Origin of the sequence: Leptolyngbya sp. ST-U4, assembly GCF_039962215.1 — a bacterium.
GTDB lineage: Bacteria > Cyanobacteriota > Cyanobacteriia > Elainellales > Elainellaceae > Leptolyngbya_A.
In genome coordinates, this window is the sequence record NZ_JAMPKZ010000005.1 from 217,761 (window position 1) to 233,455 (window position 15,695).

A 15,695-nucleotide genomic window follows, 5' to 3' on the forward strand; every position below is an offset into this window, starting at 1 on the left:
GACCCATCAGCATCAGTTCGGTTTGCTGCGGCAGATAGGGCAGCCTCAAATCGTCTTCTCTGTTGTTGCCCCTTCCCCTTGAGCTTCCCCCTTTGGTTTCTGGCGAAGCCTCATTCCCAACCATTTATTCTTTGTTGTTCTCCTTGTGTCTTTGATGATTGTTCCCTCAATTCAGGGGTAGGCAACAGGGTTAGAGAACCGTGAATTCAGGCGAAGCCAAAAAATCAAATCCGTTGAATCTGCCGGGATTAGCTGATGCCTGTGTTTGTACCGCCGCATACTGATAGCCTCCTCCTACCCTTCTGTTGCTTCTGTTGCTATAGCCGCATTTCAAGGGCGGCAGTCCCGCCGGCATCCTCGGATTAGAAATCGATCGCGCTGCACTAAAGGCAATCGCCAATCGATCGCCAGTCGATCGCCTCGCAGTTTCCCGCAGAAGGAATCGCCTTGATGCGAGTTCCCTTTCGCCAGTGCATCTACCGATCAGTTTTACCAGAGATGGGAACGGTATCCGGATCAGTTCGAGGGGTTCTTCAGCAAGGAATCATGGACTGATGAATCAGAAATGAAGCAATGATGATCGCTCCGCCGGGCACTGCTTTGCATTACAGGAGACGGATTGGAAAAGGGGCAACTGAATCTTGCTGGCTTTCAGGCAACAAGTTCAAACAGGCACAAACAAACGCTGATCAGAAGAATTCTGCTCTGGAGATCATTGTTTGCATGCTGGTCGTACCGCATTCTGGCGCGATGTTTCCGCTATTTTATTGGGGTGGCAGAACAGGCTGAACAAAAGGTCAACATAACCCAAGAGCCGCTTCTGTTTTTTTAATCTGTAAGTGTTTTTGTGCCAGTAGGAGCGTGTTCTTTTGGTTAATCAATTCAGCGCGTTTAATTTGGCAATTAATCCTTGTGCTTATTTTGAAATTTGGGAATAGTATTGTGTACAGAAGTATGGTTTAGGAACAATACAAATGCCAAGATCAAAGAAAACCACAGCCTCGGCGATCGTCACAAAATCTGCCATTGATTATGCAACCTCTACACTGGAGGAGTTGCCCGAAAAGCCAAAGGAAAATTGGTCTTTGCGCGAAGCTGTTGCCTATCTTCAAGTGCAGATCTCATCTGCTTTGAGTAAGGGCTATAGCTATGAGGAAGTTGCCGGAATGCTGACTGAACGGGGAATTGAGATTTCAGCTTCTTCGCTCAAGAGCTATCTCTCAGCTGCAAAACGGCAAAAAGAAACGGCTGCTCCCAAAACTGGAAGAACAGGTCGGAGAAGCCGCAAAGCTCTGGGCGAAAACTTGATGGTAATTGAAGCGGTTCCTTCGCAATCTTCTTCAAATGGAACTGCTGAAAAAGCCAGCAAGAGTTTGAATGAAGCAAAACCGGAAGCAATTGCTTCGCAGTTTCCCGAAGGAGTAATCGCAGATTCCGAACCCGCAAACGACACTGCTCCCACCAAACGGCGAACGCGATCGTCAGCAAAATCGTCAGCTAATTCAACCCAGAAGAGTACTGCATCGAAGACGGCTGCTAAATCAAAATCAGCTCCTCGAACGCAATCCACCACTGAAGGAACGAAAGGAACGCGAAGCAAGCGGCAGCGACAAGCATAGGAACTGTTCGGGCATGACATTACCAGTGCTTGTGTCACTACTTCTGTAACTATCTGTAACGAGTAACTATCTATAACTATTTGTGTAGCCCCTGATGGGATTGCGCTTCGTGCAACTGTGCTCTGGATAGATCTCACTCGTCCATAATCACCCGAATGGATCAGTTCAATGGGGGACGCGCCAAGCTTCCGGTCGGCTTTATGCTAGGCGCAGCAAGCTAGGCAACCAAGATTTCCGAAACAACAAAGCAGAGTTTAAGAAAATTTTGAGTTTGTTTCTGGAATGAATAGGCGAGGTCTTGTGGTTGTCTCTAGCGCGACACTCTTGAAAAAACTGGTTCTTCCTGACCGTCCGTGAAGTTTTGCTAGCTGCCTGAATTGGGCATTTAATCTTCCCGGTAGAGTAGAAGAACAAAGTGTTTCAGATTTCGTCCGTTAGGTATCTGTTGAACACTGTTGAGGGGAAGAGGAGGAAACTGCGGTGGTCTATCAATCAAAGCACACATCTCAACCGTGGCGTACTCTGGTTGAGCGGCTGGAGAAGCCTCTAACAGGTTTATTTGTCACGCTAGGGCTCGCGGTAGTGAGTTTGCCGAATGGCTCTGTGCAGGGGTCGGAACTTTCTGAAACGCATCTGACTGCAAATCATGAGGTAGCTCAGCAACTGGTTGGACAAACCCGTGGGCAGCTTCCTGGACGATCGGTTGAGCAATCGGGGCAGAGGTTAGATCCTCGCTCGTTGACAGATGGCGTTTATTTATATGGGCAGTCGCCGGAGCCTGAGCAATTAGGTGCTGCTTATATGGTTTTTGAAGTGAAGCAGGGCGATGTAGTGGGTGCGTTTTATATGCCCCGATCGTCATTTGACTGCTTCTTTGGGAATTTTGAAGCCGATCGGCTGGCGTTGACGGTAGTGGATAGCTATGAGCAGACTCAGCACCCCTACGCGATTGCGCTAGATACCTCCAGCTCGGTTGCAATGGCTGGCGGAGAGACGATCGCACCCGTCGGACTGGAAGGATTTCAGCGAATTGACGAGCTAAGCGCAAACGATCAGCGAATCTTGTCTACCTGTAAAACCGATCATTCCAATTAGTCGTTTGCAAAGTAAGTTTCTGCAAGCTCTTTGCAAGCTGATTTCATAAAACAAACGTTGCTTCCGTTACCGCCCGAACGCCGATCTTAACTGGATAGGGCCACCTGTTTGGAGAACTGTGAAGCAACTGAGTAAAGCAAAGATGAGAAAGCTGAATTGAATGCTGAACTTAAGATAACTTGGCTGCAACTGAATCAGGAGAAATACTCTTTCCAATTCAGTTAAGCCTTTTAAGCCTGATATCTCGGTTCAGCATTTGTGTGTGAATACGCACGATGCCGATTCTTTGAAAGGTGCATTGCAAATTCTGTAGAGCGGTTCAGAAGCCTTCTAATCCGAGAGTTGCGATTGGGTTCAGATTTCGGAAAATTGGAATTAGCAATCCGCCAGGATGTCAATTGTTAAGCCGCAATGAATCAATTGGAACTGCAGGTTGTTACATTCGCAAATGCGGTGGACGCGATCGAACAGGTTCGCCGAAAAGTGTTTCAGGAAGAACAAAGCGTTGCGGTAGATCTTGATTTTGATGGTCTGGATGAAGGTGCAACTCAGCTTATGGCGTACTGGAACGGTGAGCCTGTCGGCACTGCACGAATTCGGTACTTGGGTGAGCAGCTTGCCAAAATAGAGCGCGTTGCAGTTCTAAAATCGTTTCGTGGACTAGGCATTGGTCAGGCTTTGATGCAAAAGGCGATCGATCACCTCAGCGGTCAAAAGATTGCAGAAGTAAAAGTGAATGCTCAAATTCAAGTAAAGAATTTTTATGAGCGTTTAGGTTTTCAGCAGCAGGGTGAACCTTTTTATGAAGCAGGTATCCTGCATATTGAGATGAGAAGAAAACTGATGGTATAGATCCATCTCAATCTGCTAGATAAGTTTATCTCTGAGCTCTAATTTCAAGATTCTTTAGAATGTTATTTGGAAAACAGTTTTTTGCTTTCGTAATTCGTTATTGTTGGAGCAAACAGCCCTTTCACTCTTCAGGAGTACATTACAAAACTTAAAGCAAAATTTAATTTTTCTAGTCTGAATCGGCCTTAGGGCAGATCCCTGCCACTTCTTTTCTATATTATTCTTATTTCTATAGGATTAATTAGTCCCTGGCGGTTCAAACCCTTTTTCATCAACGATTTAAGCTGAACTCTGTAATAAAAAATTAATCATTTACTTCCTTATTGATCAAACGAATTTTGTGAAAACTTGCTAGTTCAGTTTGCATTCCTTGTTGAGTCAAATTGCGTTTCTCATTTTCTAAATCAAACTTTTAGCCTCACGGCTGAGTCAGCAACTCATAACGGGATTAACCCGTCTCGTGTCTTCGGTTCTGTTTCTCTGCTGTGCTATTTATTGATAAAACTTTATGAACACCTCCACTCTTTGTCCCTGCTGCTCTGAACCATTGCTGCGTCATGCTCGTCGAGGTGGCGTCTACTGGTTCTGCCCCCACTGCCATCAAGAAATGCCGAATTTAGCTTTAACGCTAACGGCTGCCCACAAGATGCAACGATTAGTCGATCGCCTGTCTCCCGACTTGGCAAGGCTGGCTTGATTCTAAATCTCTAAACCTGACCATCCTCGATCCACTGATACAGAGTGTCACGCTGCTTGGCAGGTCTACCGATCGACTCGATTGCCGATCGCAGGTCTGAGACTTCCATGCAGGTTCCACCCTGTGCGCCTGCCATCGTGGTGATGTGTTCTTCCATGAGCGTACCGCCAATATCGTTGCAGCCCCAGGTGAGTGCCTCGGTTGCGCCGTGGAGTCCGAGCTTGACCCAGCTTGGCTGATGGTTGGCGATCCAGTTGCCGAGAAAAATGCGGGCAACTGCCATCAGCAGCAATGAATCTGCCAGAACGGGCTGGTCGCGTCCGACTCGCCGCCGAAGCGGTTTAGGAGCTTCCTGGCCGACAAACGGCAACAGGATAAATTCTGAAATGCGCTGATTGCCATAATCGATCGATCGTTGCTGAATCGATCGAAGCTGATCCAGATGGTGCATTTGCTGCTCTGGAGTTTCAATGTGTCCAGAGAGCAGTGTGCTGGTGGTTGGCATTCCCAAGCGATGCGCAGTTTCTACGATTTCAAGCCAGGTGGTGGAATTGATTTTTTCAGGACAGAGAATCTTGCGAACTGAATCATCTAGCACTTCAGCCGCCGTTCCCGGCATTGAGCCAACGCCTGCTTCCTGGAGTGCAGCAATGACCTGAGCATAGGTTGAGCCGTCTTCTCGGGCAATAAACTGGACTTCCTGCGGCGAAAAGGCATGCAGGTGAAGCTGCGGAAACGCTTCTTTGATCAGGCGAATCAGGCGCACGTAGTAGGCGATCGAGGTTCCCTGATGTTTTGCCTCAAGGTTCAATCCGCCCTGCATACAAATTTCGGTCGCGCCTCGCTGCACCGCATCTGCTGTTTTTTCGAGAATTGCTGCCTCGTTTAGCCAGTATGCTCCCTCTTCCCCTGCATCGCGCCGAAATGCACAAAAGCTGCAATGCTGCTCGCAGATATTAGTGAAGTTAATATTGCGGTTCACTACATAGGTCACCGTTTCGCCGGCCTGTTGCTGCCTAAGGCGATCGGCAGTTTCTCGAATGGCTCTCAGCGGGGTTGGCTCAGTTTGTTGCAGTAACACGACTCCCTCAGCCACGGTTAAATCCTGTCCGGCAAGGGCGCGATCGAGAATCGAGTCAACTGATGGAAAAGAAATCAGCATAGGGGGTAAGAAGGGATAGGCGGGATGCGGATGTTGGGGGAGGGTGAGCGGTGGTACATTGCCCCCTAAATTCCCTAATCCTGAGGAACTTTGAATTCTGGGACAGGCCTTCCCTGGAATTTGGAAACGGCTCTGGGCCAGAACCGGACGCTTAAAGCATTTTCAAAGCATTTCTAAGAAGGCGGGATAGCTGGCGCGCTTTCAGCGGGGTTTCCTGATGGTAGCTCTGGCGCGGGCGGGGGGCAGGCATCAGCGGTAGGCGGCTGCGTCTCGATCGTCACCTGGCGATATCCGGTTGTCGATAAAAGTTGGCTAATGGCGAGGCGAGCGCGATCGTTTGCAGTCTGGAGTAAACCCTGGCTACAGGCAGACTGAATCAGTCGTTCGAGGGTTTTGCGCTGAGCAAGATCTTGCAGTTCGGGGGCAACGTCGGGTCCCATGCCCATGAAGCCGCGATCGTAGTCATAGACCTTCGACCGGTTAACATCAATTTTGCTATCGAGAATTCTGGGGGGCGGCAGGCGCAGCAGCAGGCTATCTCCTTGGGTTTGCACGGCATCGGCAGTCAGGGAAGAGAGATCGAGTCCGGCACGCACTTCCCCATAACCGATATAAAGCAGCGTAGTTTTACCGACGACCAAGCCACTAATCGTCCGCTCCCGGCTGGTAGGAACTACCGTTTCCATTACAAATATGGCAGTGGTGAGTTCGCTCACGCCCCGTACCTGCTGCACGACCGCCGATCGCACGTCTACCTGGGGAGCAGGCTGAGGCGCAGTCACCACCCCAAAGATCTTGCCAAGAAAACCAGTCCCCGATCGCACCATGTTCAATAGCAACAGCACCGTCACCAGGCTCAAACTGCTAGCAGTTAGAAACGACAAACTTTTCAGAAGGTCTACCCAGCTTCCCGGTTGCTCCGCAGTTCCCCGAAGGGATGATCGTCGCTGACGCTGCCAGTAGTTGCCCTTTCGGGGCTTGTACGGCTTGCTCTGCGACTGCTCTTGGGATTGGACTTGGGGTTGAGCAGGAAGCTCGATCCGGGATTGATTTTGCGACTCGTCGCGCTGCATCACTTTCTCGGTAAGGTTTAACTGTCTTGTAGCCTTCAATTTGGGTAGAAGTCTTCAAGTTGTTGTTGCGATAAACACCCTTGCCTATTCTAATGTCCGGCTGCGGGAAATGCTTCTTACTCGGTATCAGTGAGGCGAGGGCAAGGGCAATTCGGCGATCGTTCCGGCTACCCTGTAAGATATCGTTATAAATTCCTGTGGACTGAGTTTTATGCTGCTTAAGTGTACAACCCGCCATGTCCGTATTTTTACGGCTGAAGTTGAGAACGACAGATTGGTCGAGTCGGAGGACAAGCTGACTCTGGACATCGATCCAGATAACGAACTGGAATGGAACGACGCTGCCCTTCAGGAAGTGTATCAGCGGTTCGAGAGTTTGGTTGCGGCTTACGAAAGTCAGGATTTAACGAACTATAACCTGCGCCGGATTGGGTCAGACCTGGAACACTTTATTCGATCGCTGCTAATGGCGGGAAAAGTGTCCTACAACCTGAATAGCCGCGTTAAAAACTTTAGTCTGGGACTGCCACGCTACTCCGACGAAGAGGCGGACAATCACCTCGCAATCAAATAGTGCTCATTTCCGTAGAGCTTGTTTGAAGCTGCAAATCTCCTATGCTGCTCCCTAAATTTCTCGTGAACAGGGGACTTTCAAACCACTGGCTCTCAAATCAATAGGAGGTCTAGATTTAATAGGAGGGCTAGATTTCACTCCACGATCGGCTACTGTGTCCTCACTAGCGGTTCTTGTGCGTGTTTCCAGTTTTGCAGCCCCTTAAATTCTTACGCGGGGAATTTTGAACACCGAGTTAGGTTGCACACGCAATTAGGCTCGGTTTCCTCCAACATTGAAGGCAAGGGGAAGCGGTAGCAATTTGAACCGGGGTGGCGGGAGGGGGTACACAGTAGCCTTTCAAGGGGGCTAGGGAGACGGTTTGGAGCAATCAAAGCGATGAATGCTCAGATATTTTGATGAACTAGGAAGAATAGGCGCAGCAACGAATCTGCTATATCTGCACATTTCTATATTGGTCTATATCTGCATTGGTCTATGTCTGCACACTTAAGGGACAGGTATGGGACAGGCTACTGTGAAAATTCGTTGTGCAAATCGCGAATGCCCTGGTCTAAGCTCTGAGTAATGCTAAAAAAACACCTGAAACTCGTCAATCGTGCAGGGGGCTAAGCTATCCTGAGAGGACTGCTGAATTTCTGGCTTTTCTTACCCTGCCGCAGCAATGCTCTACTGCTCTAATCCGATCTGTCAGACCCCCAATCCAGAAACCCATCGATTTTGCCAGAAGTGCCGGACTCCTTTGATTCGTCGCTATCTCTGGGCAGTTGGGGCAATGGCATCTGCGTATCGGGCAGGAGATGTGCTGAGCGATCGGTTTTTGTGTAAGGGATCTCGCATCTTTCTGGATAGCAAGCCCGGCTTGCCACCTATGAGCTATGGTGAGGTTCCCGAACCGCTACTGCCCTATTTGCGGCTGTCTTCCTGTCAGCTTCATGTGCCGCAGATTTATGACTGGCTTCAGTTTGAGTCAGAGACGACTCACTACACCCCCGAAAATACGCTGCTGCTGCTTGATCAGGCTCCGATCTACCGACCCGATAGCATTGCAGAACAGAGTTTATCGGCTGCTTCGCAGTTCTCTCTAGGGGGAATTGATTTACCGCAGTCCAATCAGTCCGACTCTGAGGTACTGCTTTTTCCCAGCTTGCCGCAAATGTGGCAATCGGCGACGCCCTTTCGACAGCTTCACTGGCTCTGGCAAATCGCTCAGCTCTGGCAGCCGCTTAGTGAGGAAAGGTGCGCCGCAACAGTTTTGGATTCAGAACGATTGCGCGTCGAAGGCGGACTACTGCGACTCTTGGAGCTTCAAACCAGCCGCTCACCGTTGATGCTGTCCCAGTTAGGACAAAGCTGGCTGGATTGGGTTGCTACAGCGCGATCGGAGATTCAGGGATTTCTCCAACAGCTCTGTCAACAGCTGATTGAAGGCAGGATTCAGAATGCTGAGCAGTTAGTCGATCAGCTTGATTGGGCGATTGCTCAGGTGGTGCAGTCGCAGACCTACCAGATTCAAATAGCCACTCGCACTGATCAGGGGCCAACCCGCCCGCGCAATGAAGATGCTTGCTATCCCGCAAGCGGCACTGAGCAGTCGGATGTGCCTTTGCCGCTGGTCATCGTTTGTGACGGCATTGGGGGGCATCAGGGGGGCGATGTGGCTTCGCACCTCGCGATCGAAGCTGTCGCACAGCGAGTCTTGTCGCTTCAGGTTGAAACGCTCGATTCCGCAAGTTTGATGGTCGAACTTGAAAAGGCTGCCTGTCTTGCCAACGATTTAATCAGCCAGCGCAACGACAGCGAACAGCGATTCGATCGCCAACGCATGGGGACGACGATCGTAATGGCACTGGTTCGCAAGCATGAACTGTACATCGCCCATCTCGGAGATAGCCGCGCTTACTGGGTCACGCCTTGGGGCTGTCATCAAATTACTGTGGATGACGATATTGCGTCGCGGGAAGTGCGGTTGGGCTACAGCACCTATCGGCAGGCACTTCAGCAGCCAAGCGCGGGGGCACTGGTGCAGGCGTTGGGCATGGTCGGTTCGTCGATGCTTTATCCCACGGTGCAACGGTTTTTGCTGGATGAAGACAGCGTTTTTCTGCTCTGCTCCGATGGGCTATGCGATAACGATCGCGTGGAAGAGATCTGGGACACAGAAATTCTCCCGGTGCTGGCCGGCAAGCTCGATCTGCTCACCCTTACCCGGAACCTAATCGATATCGGCAATACTCGCAATGGCTACGACAATGTGACAGTCGGTTTGCTCTCCTGCCAAATTGTCAGAAGACAGCCCACTGCCGTCCTGCCCTTTGCTCTTTCGGGGGAAAGTGCGACCTCTCGTTCAGTCGAGCGCTCCTCCCTGGTTGAAACGGGTTTATCGGGTACTCCAACTCAGGTTGCTGCTCCGGTTCAGCTCTTTCCCTCGCCTCAAACCCGCCCTCTCGCGGAGCCTGCTGCTGCCACTGCAAAAACCCGAATTATTCCTCGCAAAGCATCCTCCTTTCGCTGGCTGCCCTGGATGCTGTTGATTTCGGTTCTGTCAGGGCTTGCTGTCACTTTATATCTCGTTCGTCAGAAGCAGCTAAGCGGCAGTCAGGCGGCTGTGAACCGCGAACTCCTGCCTGCACCTTCGACTTCTGCATCGATCGCCCCAACTTCGCTAGATGTCAATGCCCTGCTGCGGATCCTTCCTGCTGAAACTGATCCAACGCCAACCGCCTCTCCAACCGCAACGTCATCGAATGCGCTGATTTTGCAGTCTCGCCCTGCCGCATCAACCGTTCCCGCACCTGTTCCGTCGCTGCTTCCCTCGCCGACCGCATCGCCCACTCCTTTGCCTGTAGACCCGGAAGTGTCTCCAGACAATTCATCGTCGCAAGCGGCACAAAGCAGTTCTCCCGATGGGGTAGTCGGCTCTATTCCTGCCGGAAGCATTGTGGAAGTATTGAGCAAACAGGGCGCAACGGCGCAGGATCAGTGGGTGAAGCTGCGAGTTTGCTCTGTCCCGATCGTGGCACCGCCCACCAGTTCACCAACGGCTGAATCCCCGTCTGCTGCTTCACCGCCTGCTGAGCAGTCTGTGGTAGCTTCGCAGTCTCCTGCAGGGGAGATCGCGGCTAAAATTGCGCCAGTGCAGCCCGGACAGGAAGGCTGGCTCCGGGAAGCCGATTTGCTGCCGATCGTCGCACGCGATGTGCCCACTGACCGGGCGAGTTGTCCTCCGCTGGAACCCCAGGCTAGCCCCAGCCCCTAGAGACTCAACGGGCAGAACAAAGGAGACACCGTTTTCACTGCACCCTTACCGCCGCTGACGAATGCCGAAATCTGCTTCAACGGAACAGACCAGACCAGATAGACTGGTAAAGATAAGTTGTGTGTCTTCGATTTGGGTCTTGAATTCCGTCCTTTTCAATGCCTGACAACCCCTGCCTTAGTCTAGCGATCGCCCGGTCTACGGCTGCCGACCCTGAGCATTTTGCCATCTGGGTTTGGCAAGCTCCCTATCCGGGGGGATTTGTGCATCACGATCGGCTCTGGTCGCAGCCGCTGACCGAAATTTGGCAAGCGTGGCAAAACTTTTTCCCGTCTCGATCGCTGTCCAATTTTCCCTACACGCCCCAGCTTTTTGATCTACCGTCGCTGCCGGAGTTCACTCCCGAAGTCACCGCCCCGCCCGCTGCAGGTCAGGCAACGCCCTATTCTGCCCGACTGATGCAAAGCTTGGGAGTCAGTTTATGGCAATGGGTGCTCGACGGCTCGATTCAGAGCAGCTTTGACCAGAGCCAGGGCATCGCCAGAGGGCAAAGTCGTCCGCTGCGCTTGCGGCTGGATATCCGCGATCCCAACCTAATTTCGCTGCCCTGGGAGATCATGCAGCCCCAGCCAGGACGACAGGCAGTGTCGCTTAGCCAGCAGCTTTTGTTTAGCCGCACTACGAGCGATGTTGATCCCCTGCCGCTATTGCGATCGGAACAGTCCCTCAGAATTTTGCTGGTGCTAGGGCAGGATTCGGACGTGGGCGACTATGACCCTTCCCTGATGCCGCAGGCAAAGCTGGCACTGAAGCAAGAAGCGGCGGCACTGTCCAAAGTGCTGGAAACGGCTGCGGAAGTTGATCCCTTCAGCGGTACAGCGTCCTGTCAGGTCAAAACGCTTGTGCAGCCCACCCCTGCCGAGCTAATTCAGGAGCTGGAGGCAGGCAGCTATAACGTTTTGTTTTATTCGGGGCATGGTGCGCCAGCAGCAGATGGTGGCTTGCTGTTTTTGTGTCCTGATGCGGCAATTAACGGTACAGAGCTGGCGCAAGTTCTGGTGCGCTGTCAAGTCAAACTGGCAGTGTTCAATGCCTGCTGGGGAGCATTGCCTGATCAGCGAAATCAGCAAACCATTCCGCGCAGCAGTTTGGCTGAAGTGCTGATTCATCATGGCGTTCCGGCGGTGCTGGCAATGCGCGACACGATTACCGACCAGGAAGCGTTGAACTTTATTCAGGCATTTGCCCAAGCCCTGGCACACCGATCGCCGATTGACGAAGCGGTGGCGATCGCCCGTCAACATCTGTTGATGCTGTTTAAGTTCAACCATCCTGCCTGGACGCTGCCGATTCTCTATATGCACCCAGAGTTTAACGGCGAGCTGATTCGTCCGTTTACCGAAGGCGTCACCGAAATTCCTGACCAGACAGCAAGCTGGCTCGGTCGTCAGGTTCCGCAGGCGTATCTGCGATCGGTGGTAGCTCCCAATCAAACTTGGTCGTTGCGGGGCGGCATGATGCGCGTAGGGCGGGGCGAAGGCAACGATGTCGTTTTGCAGCACATTGGCGTTTCCCGTGAACACGCAGAAATCTTTTGCCGCAATTCGTCTGACGAGGAAGAGGAACCCATTTATCTGCTGCGCGATCGATCGCGCTACGGTACTTGGATTTTGAATAATGGAGACGGCTGGCGCAAAGTGCATCACGAAGAAATTCCCCTCCGATCGCGAACTCAGCTCAAATTTGGTAATCCGCGCAGTCAGGCGTTAGAGTTTGTGATTGATGATTGAGGAATCGGTTCAGGTAGCAGACTGCCCTAAAACGCCCACACAAGACACTCGACCAGAGACACCAGAAATGGCTTTATTTGTTCCGGCTGAATTGTCCAATTCCTTGATTGTCCTCCTCACCCGATCGGCGATCGCAGTCTCGCCCAGAGGAAGGACTGTTTTTTTCTAAAAACTTTTCAGTCCACTTGCGGAACTGGCTGACTCGCTGCTGTAGCCCTATGTAACGAAAACGATAACGTACAGAGTTTTCATTCAGTTGTCTTTAGGAGCAGACCTATGAACCAAGATCACAATCCTTCCCTGGCATCCTCGCTTCGCCCTCAGTCCGAAATTGAACTTCTGGAGCTAATCCTGGAGGAAACCGCGAGCTATCCCTGGAATCCTGCCCAGCCCGAAGCCGAAGCGTATTTTGCAATGCTGGAGCAGGAAGTGATCAAGGCAGGCTTTACGGAGTCAGAATTGACCGAAGCCGGACAACGCTTGGGCGCGACGATCGATCAACTCTGGGCAACTGCACCTCAAACGACGCAGGTTTCCCGCTTTGCAGGTCTGCTTCAGCAACTCACCGCCCAAATGCCGCAACAGCTCATGAACAATATCACCAGCCATGCTCGTCAGGTTGTTTCCTCTGGCGATAGTCTGGCGGATCAGCTTGTGCAGTGTGTTCAACAGTGTTTACCTGCCTGGGCAGAAGAAGATTTGCAGGTGCTTGCCCGTCCTTATGCCTTTGCGATGCGGAGCGGCCAGGATGGCGAAGTGCTGGAAACCTCAGTGCGGACACTGGAACAGGTTACCTGGGAACAGCTTTCGAGCATTGAGCAAGCCAGAGTTGCCCTTGCCGCTGCCCGGTGTGTGATCGCAGAAGCTAGCGAAAAATAATTTGGAATTCGTAATTGCGAAATCTAGAATTCTCAATTGTGCTAAGGCTTTTACTGGGTCGCCTTGATTCACCTGTCACGTTGTTTGATAAACGATACGAAACCCACTGACCTTTGATAGCTGCGGAATTCCGAATTTCGACTTCCGAATTCCGAATTCCCTTAGCAGGCTGGAGTTCCTTTAACGCGATCGAAAAAAGCGAGTTGCAAAATTCTGGGATCGAGTGGGCGAAAGAAGCCTGGCTTTCAGAATCGCTGCCCCCAGAAACGCATAAGAAACCACCCCAACCACGGCAAGCACCAGTAAATTAATCATGCCGGAAGCATTCCAGAGCGCGTGCAGCCCTGCCGCAGTGAGATAGCCAATTCCCAAAATCTGCCAGCGTTGCGTTGGTTTTAACACGCTTAAGCCAATAAAGTATCCCAAATAGCCGCTATACGCCATGTGTCCGGCGATCGACCCCAGCAGTCGCGGAATCAGAAGCTGAAGCCCCACTAGCTCACCGTATTCTGCCCCTGCCTGAAGCGTCACGTCGTTGATAATTCCTGGCACGTATTGTCCCAGCGTTTCCAGCAGCGTAAAGCCAATGGCTGAGGCAGTGCCCAGCAAGATGCCGTCAAGCGGTTCCCAGATGCCGATCTGTTCGCGATAGGGCGATCGAAGCTTTGTCCCTAGCCAGAGTGCTATCAGAACGGGGAGTGCCTTCAAAAGCTCTTCCATTAAGCCTGCCCCAAACAGCATTCTCATCAGAACGAACGGTAGACTGATTGCCTCTCCAGGACGGGGAATTTGCCCTGGCAATAGCTCTCGAAAGAGCCATAAAAAGAGCGGCAGCACCGGACTAAGCAGCAGAATTGTACTGGTTAGAGCAGCACCTAGCAGCACCCACCAGGGCTTTTGTTTGCCACAGAGCTGATAGACAAAAAAGTAGGCGATGCCCGCAATGTAGGCGGCTAGCAGCAAATTAAACAGCCCAGACTGACCGATCGACACAAACATCAGCACCACAAAGGCAACGGTCATCACGCCGGGGATGAGATATGCCTTGTGGCGCAAGTCTTGTCCGGTCGAAAGAATCGGAAAAAGCTGGCTCATCGTCACGGTATCTGGTACGGGAGGCGGTACTCCGGCTGAGGACGACGAGGGTAGAGTCGGCAGGGCTAATTTTCCGTCGGGAGATTTTCCTTCGACTAGCGGTAGCGCAAATAGAAATTGCACTCCATCTTTTGCCAGCGTAATGCGATCGCCATCCCGTAGAAAGCGGCATCCCTGAAGCCGTTGCCCGTTGATGTAGGTTCCGTTTGCGCTATTGAGGTCGCAAATTTCCCAGCCAGAGGGCGAAAACGCAGAGGGGCAAATCCGAACGTGCTGACGCGACACGCCACCGTAGATTTGAGAGTCCAGCACAATTTGGCAGCGTGGGTCTCGCCCGATCAGCACACTCGAAGGAGTCACCAAAACAAAGATGATTGGTGAACTGGTTTGATCCAGAGGATGAACTTGTCGAAGGAAAGCCGAAGCAGGGCGAGATCCAGTCATGCTGGAAATGGGACAGGGTGGATAAATCCGGCTAGCCGCTCACGCGATTGATTGGCTGATTATATTTGCTTCTTGTTTGCTGTTTAAATTTGGTTCTACTGATTGGCTCTAGCATCCTGCACTGCCGCTACAAAGAAAATTGCGGTGAGCGGCACAGCAAACGTCAAAATAATGCTGGTTGTCACAGTTCCAAGCTGAGGCATTCCAGAAGAGAGTTCAAAGACTGAACCAACGGCTGCGATCGCCGCCACACAGGAACCTGCTAACAGCACACCACTTTTTGGAGTCACTCGAGATCCTACCTTTTATGAATCAGTGCAAATTTTAATATTCTTATACAAAAAGGGGCGGCATGAAATCACTTTCCGCCGCCAGTTCGTTCAATTTAGAATTGCTGGAGTGAAACGCTCACCAGGCTATTTAATCCGCCGCACATCTTTGACGGAAAAGCCGTGCTTCACGAGTTCCTGGTTCATGGCGATCGCATTGTCAACTCGATCAACAAACAAAATGCCATTCAGGTGGTCAATCTCATGGAGAATGACTCGCGCGAGTAGTCCGTCTGCCCGCAGTTTCTGGGGTCGCCCGGTGTCGTCTTTGTAGGACACTTCGATGACTTTCGAGCGAGTCACGTCCATAAACACGCCGGGAATACTAAGACAGCCTTCCTGAATTACGGACAAATCATCGCTTTCAGCCATAATCACCGGATTGATGAGGACGATCGGCGGATTTGCTGCCTCATCCGGCTGGGGATCGACCACAATCATTTGCTTATTAATGCCAACTTGAGGCGCAGCTAACCCGATGCCGTCTTCGGTGTACATCGTTTGCAGCATTTGGCGCGCTAGCCGCCGCACTTCATCGTCAATTTTGGTAAACCGCTTGGTAGGCTGCCGCAGGACACGATCGCCCATATAGCGCAGCGAAAGGGGGGCTTTGTCTAATTTCTTCTTCTCAACTGGAATTTGAGCTGTCATGACCTCGTGCCTGGCGGGATGAATGTAAATCTTAGTCGCTATTTCTTTCTATCTTAGTGAATCACGGGTTTTGGCGGTAGGGGGGATTTTGGGGTACGGGGTGAAGGGGGTGGGTCGGTGGGGGATGAGGGGATAGGGTGGGAAGTGCTGGGGGATGTTGATTGACGGGGTTTGAT

At 51.6% G+C, this 15,695-nt stretch carries 13 protein-coding genes; 8 read left to right on the forward strand and 5 right to left on the reverse strand.

What is annotated here, in order from left to right:
- The first annotated feature begins 974 nt into the window (after positions 1 to 974).
- The 4 genes from NDA02_RS11450 (at position 975) to NDA02_RS11465 (ending at position 4,263) form a co-directional block, all read left to right on the forward strand.
- Positions 975 to 1,619: a hypothetical protein gene (locus NDA02_RS11450; protein WP_190789601.1), complete on the forward strand. Its 645-nt coding sequence runs from the start codon at positions 975 to 977 to the stop codon at positions 1,617 to 1,619.
- A gap of 480 nt (positions 1,620 to 2,099) precedes the next feature.
- Positions 2,100 to 2,714, forward strand: coding sequence for a hypothetical protein (locus NDA02_RS11455; RefSeq protein ID WP_348247705.1), 615 nt, complete (start codon positions 2,100 to 2,102; stop codon positions 2,712 to 2,714).
- 411 nt (positions 2,715 to 3,125) lie between these two features.
- Positions 3,126 to 3,566, forward strand: a complete 441-nt coding sequence (locus NDA02_RS11460; RefSeq protein WP_190790118.1) for a GNAT family N-acetyltransferase — start codon at positions 3,126 to 3,128, stop codon at positions 3,564 to 3,566.
- Between the two features lie 508 nt (positions 3,567 to 4,074).
- A complete protein-coding gene (locus NDA02_RS11465) occupies positions 4,075 to 4,263 on the forward strand; it encodes a hypothetical protein (protein ID WP_190790119.1) in 189 nt (62 codons plus the stop codon).
- 10 nt (positions 4,264 to 4,273) lie between these two features.
- On the opposite strand, the gene cofH is transcribed toward NDA02_RS11465, so the two are convergent.
- Together cofH and NDA02_RS11475 are read right to left on the reverse strand one after the other, a co-directional pair.
- Entirely contained in the window at positions 4,274 to 5,419 is a 1,146-nt protein-coding gene (cofH, locus tag NDA02_RS11470; protein WP_190790128.1) for a 7,8-didemethyl-8-hydroxy-5-deazariboflavin synthase subunit CofH, read from the reverse strand.
- Between the two features lie 179 nt (positions 5,420 to 5,598).
- The gene (locus tag NDA02_RS11475) at positions 5,599 to 6,498 is read right to left on the reverse strand and encodes a DUF4230 domain-containing protein (protein WP_190790120.1); all 900 of its coding nucleotides are present in this window, start codon (positions 6,496 to 6,498) and stop codon (positions 5,599 to 5,601) included.
- A 211-nt stretch (positions 6,499 to 6,709) separates the two neighbouring features.
- Between NDA02_RS11475 and NDA02_RS11480 the strand changes: the two genes are divergently transcribed.
- From NDA02_RS11480 to NDA02_RS11495, 4 genes are all read left to right on the forward strand, one after another.
- On the forward strand, positions 6,710 to 7,072 hold the full coding sequence (locus NDA02_RS11480; RefSeq protein WP_190790121.1) for an NAD(P)H-quinone oxidoreductase subunit M: 363 nt from the start codon (positions 6,710 to 6,712) through the stop codon (positions 7,070 to 7,072).
- 664 nt (positions 7,073 to 7,736) lie between these two features.
- A complete protein-coding gene (locus NDA02_RS11485; RefSeq protein ID WP_190790122.1) occupies positions 7,737 to 10,331 on the forward strand; it encodes a protein phosphatase 2C domain-containing protein in 2,595 nt (864 codons plus the stop codon).
- 158 nt (positions 10,332 to 10,489) lie between these two features.
- Positions 10,490 to 12,121 (forward strand): CHAT domain-containing protein, encoded by a 1,632-nt coding sequence (locus tag NDA02_RS11490; protein WP_190790123.1) that lies wholly within the window; start codon positions 10,490 to 10,492, stop codon positions 12,119 to 12,121.
- Between the two features lie 276 nt (positions 12,122 to 12,397).
- Entirely contained in the window at positions 12,398 to 13,000 is a 603-nt protein-coding gene (locus NDA02_RS11495) for a hypothetical protein (protein WP_190790124.1), read from the forward strand.
- Positions 13,001 to 13,180: 180 nt separating this feature from the next.
- Here NDA02_RS11495 and NDA02_RS11500 read toward each other — a convergent pair whose 3' ends face one another.
- From NDA02_RS11500 to def, 3 genes are all read right to left on the reverse strand, one after another.
- The gene (locus NDA02_RS11500) at positions 13,181 to 14,539 is read right to left on the reverse strand and encodes a PrsW family glutamic-type intramembrane protease (RefSeq protein WP_190790125.1); all 1,359 of its coding nucleotides are present in this window, start codon (positions 14,537 to 14,539) and stop codon (positions 13,181 to 13,183) included.
- Between the two features lie 95 nt (positions 14,540 to 14,634).
- A complete protein-coding gene (locus tag NDA02_RS11505; RefSeq protein WP_190790126.1) occupies positions 14,635 to 14,829 on the reverse strand; it encodes a hypothetical protein in 195 nt (64 codons plus the stop codon).
- Between the two features lie 126 nt (positions 14,830 to 14,955).
- Positions 14,956 to 15,519: a peptide deformylase gene (gene def / locus NDA02_RS11510; protein ID WP_190790127.1), complete on the reverse strand. Its 564-nt coding sequence runs from the start codon at positions 15,517 to 15,519 to the stop codon at positions 14,956 to 14,958.
- Positions 15,520 to 15,695: the final 176 nt, after the last annotated feature.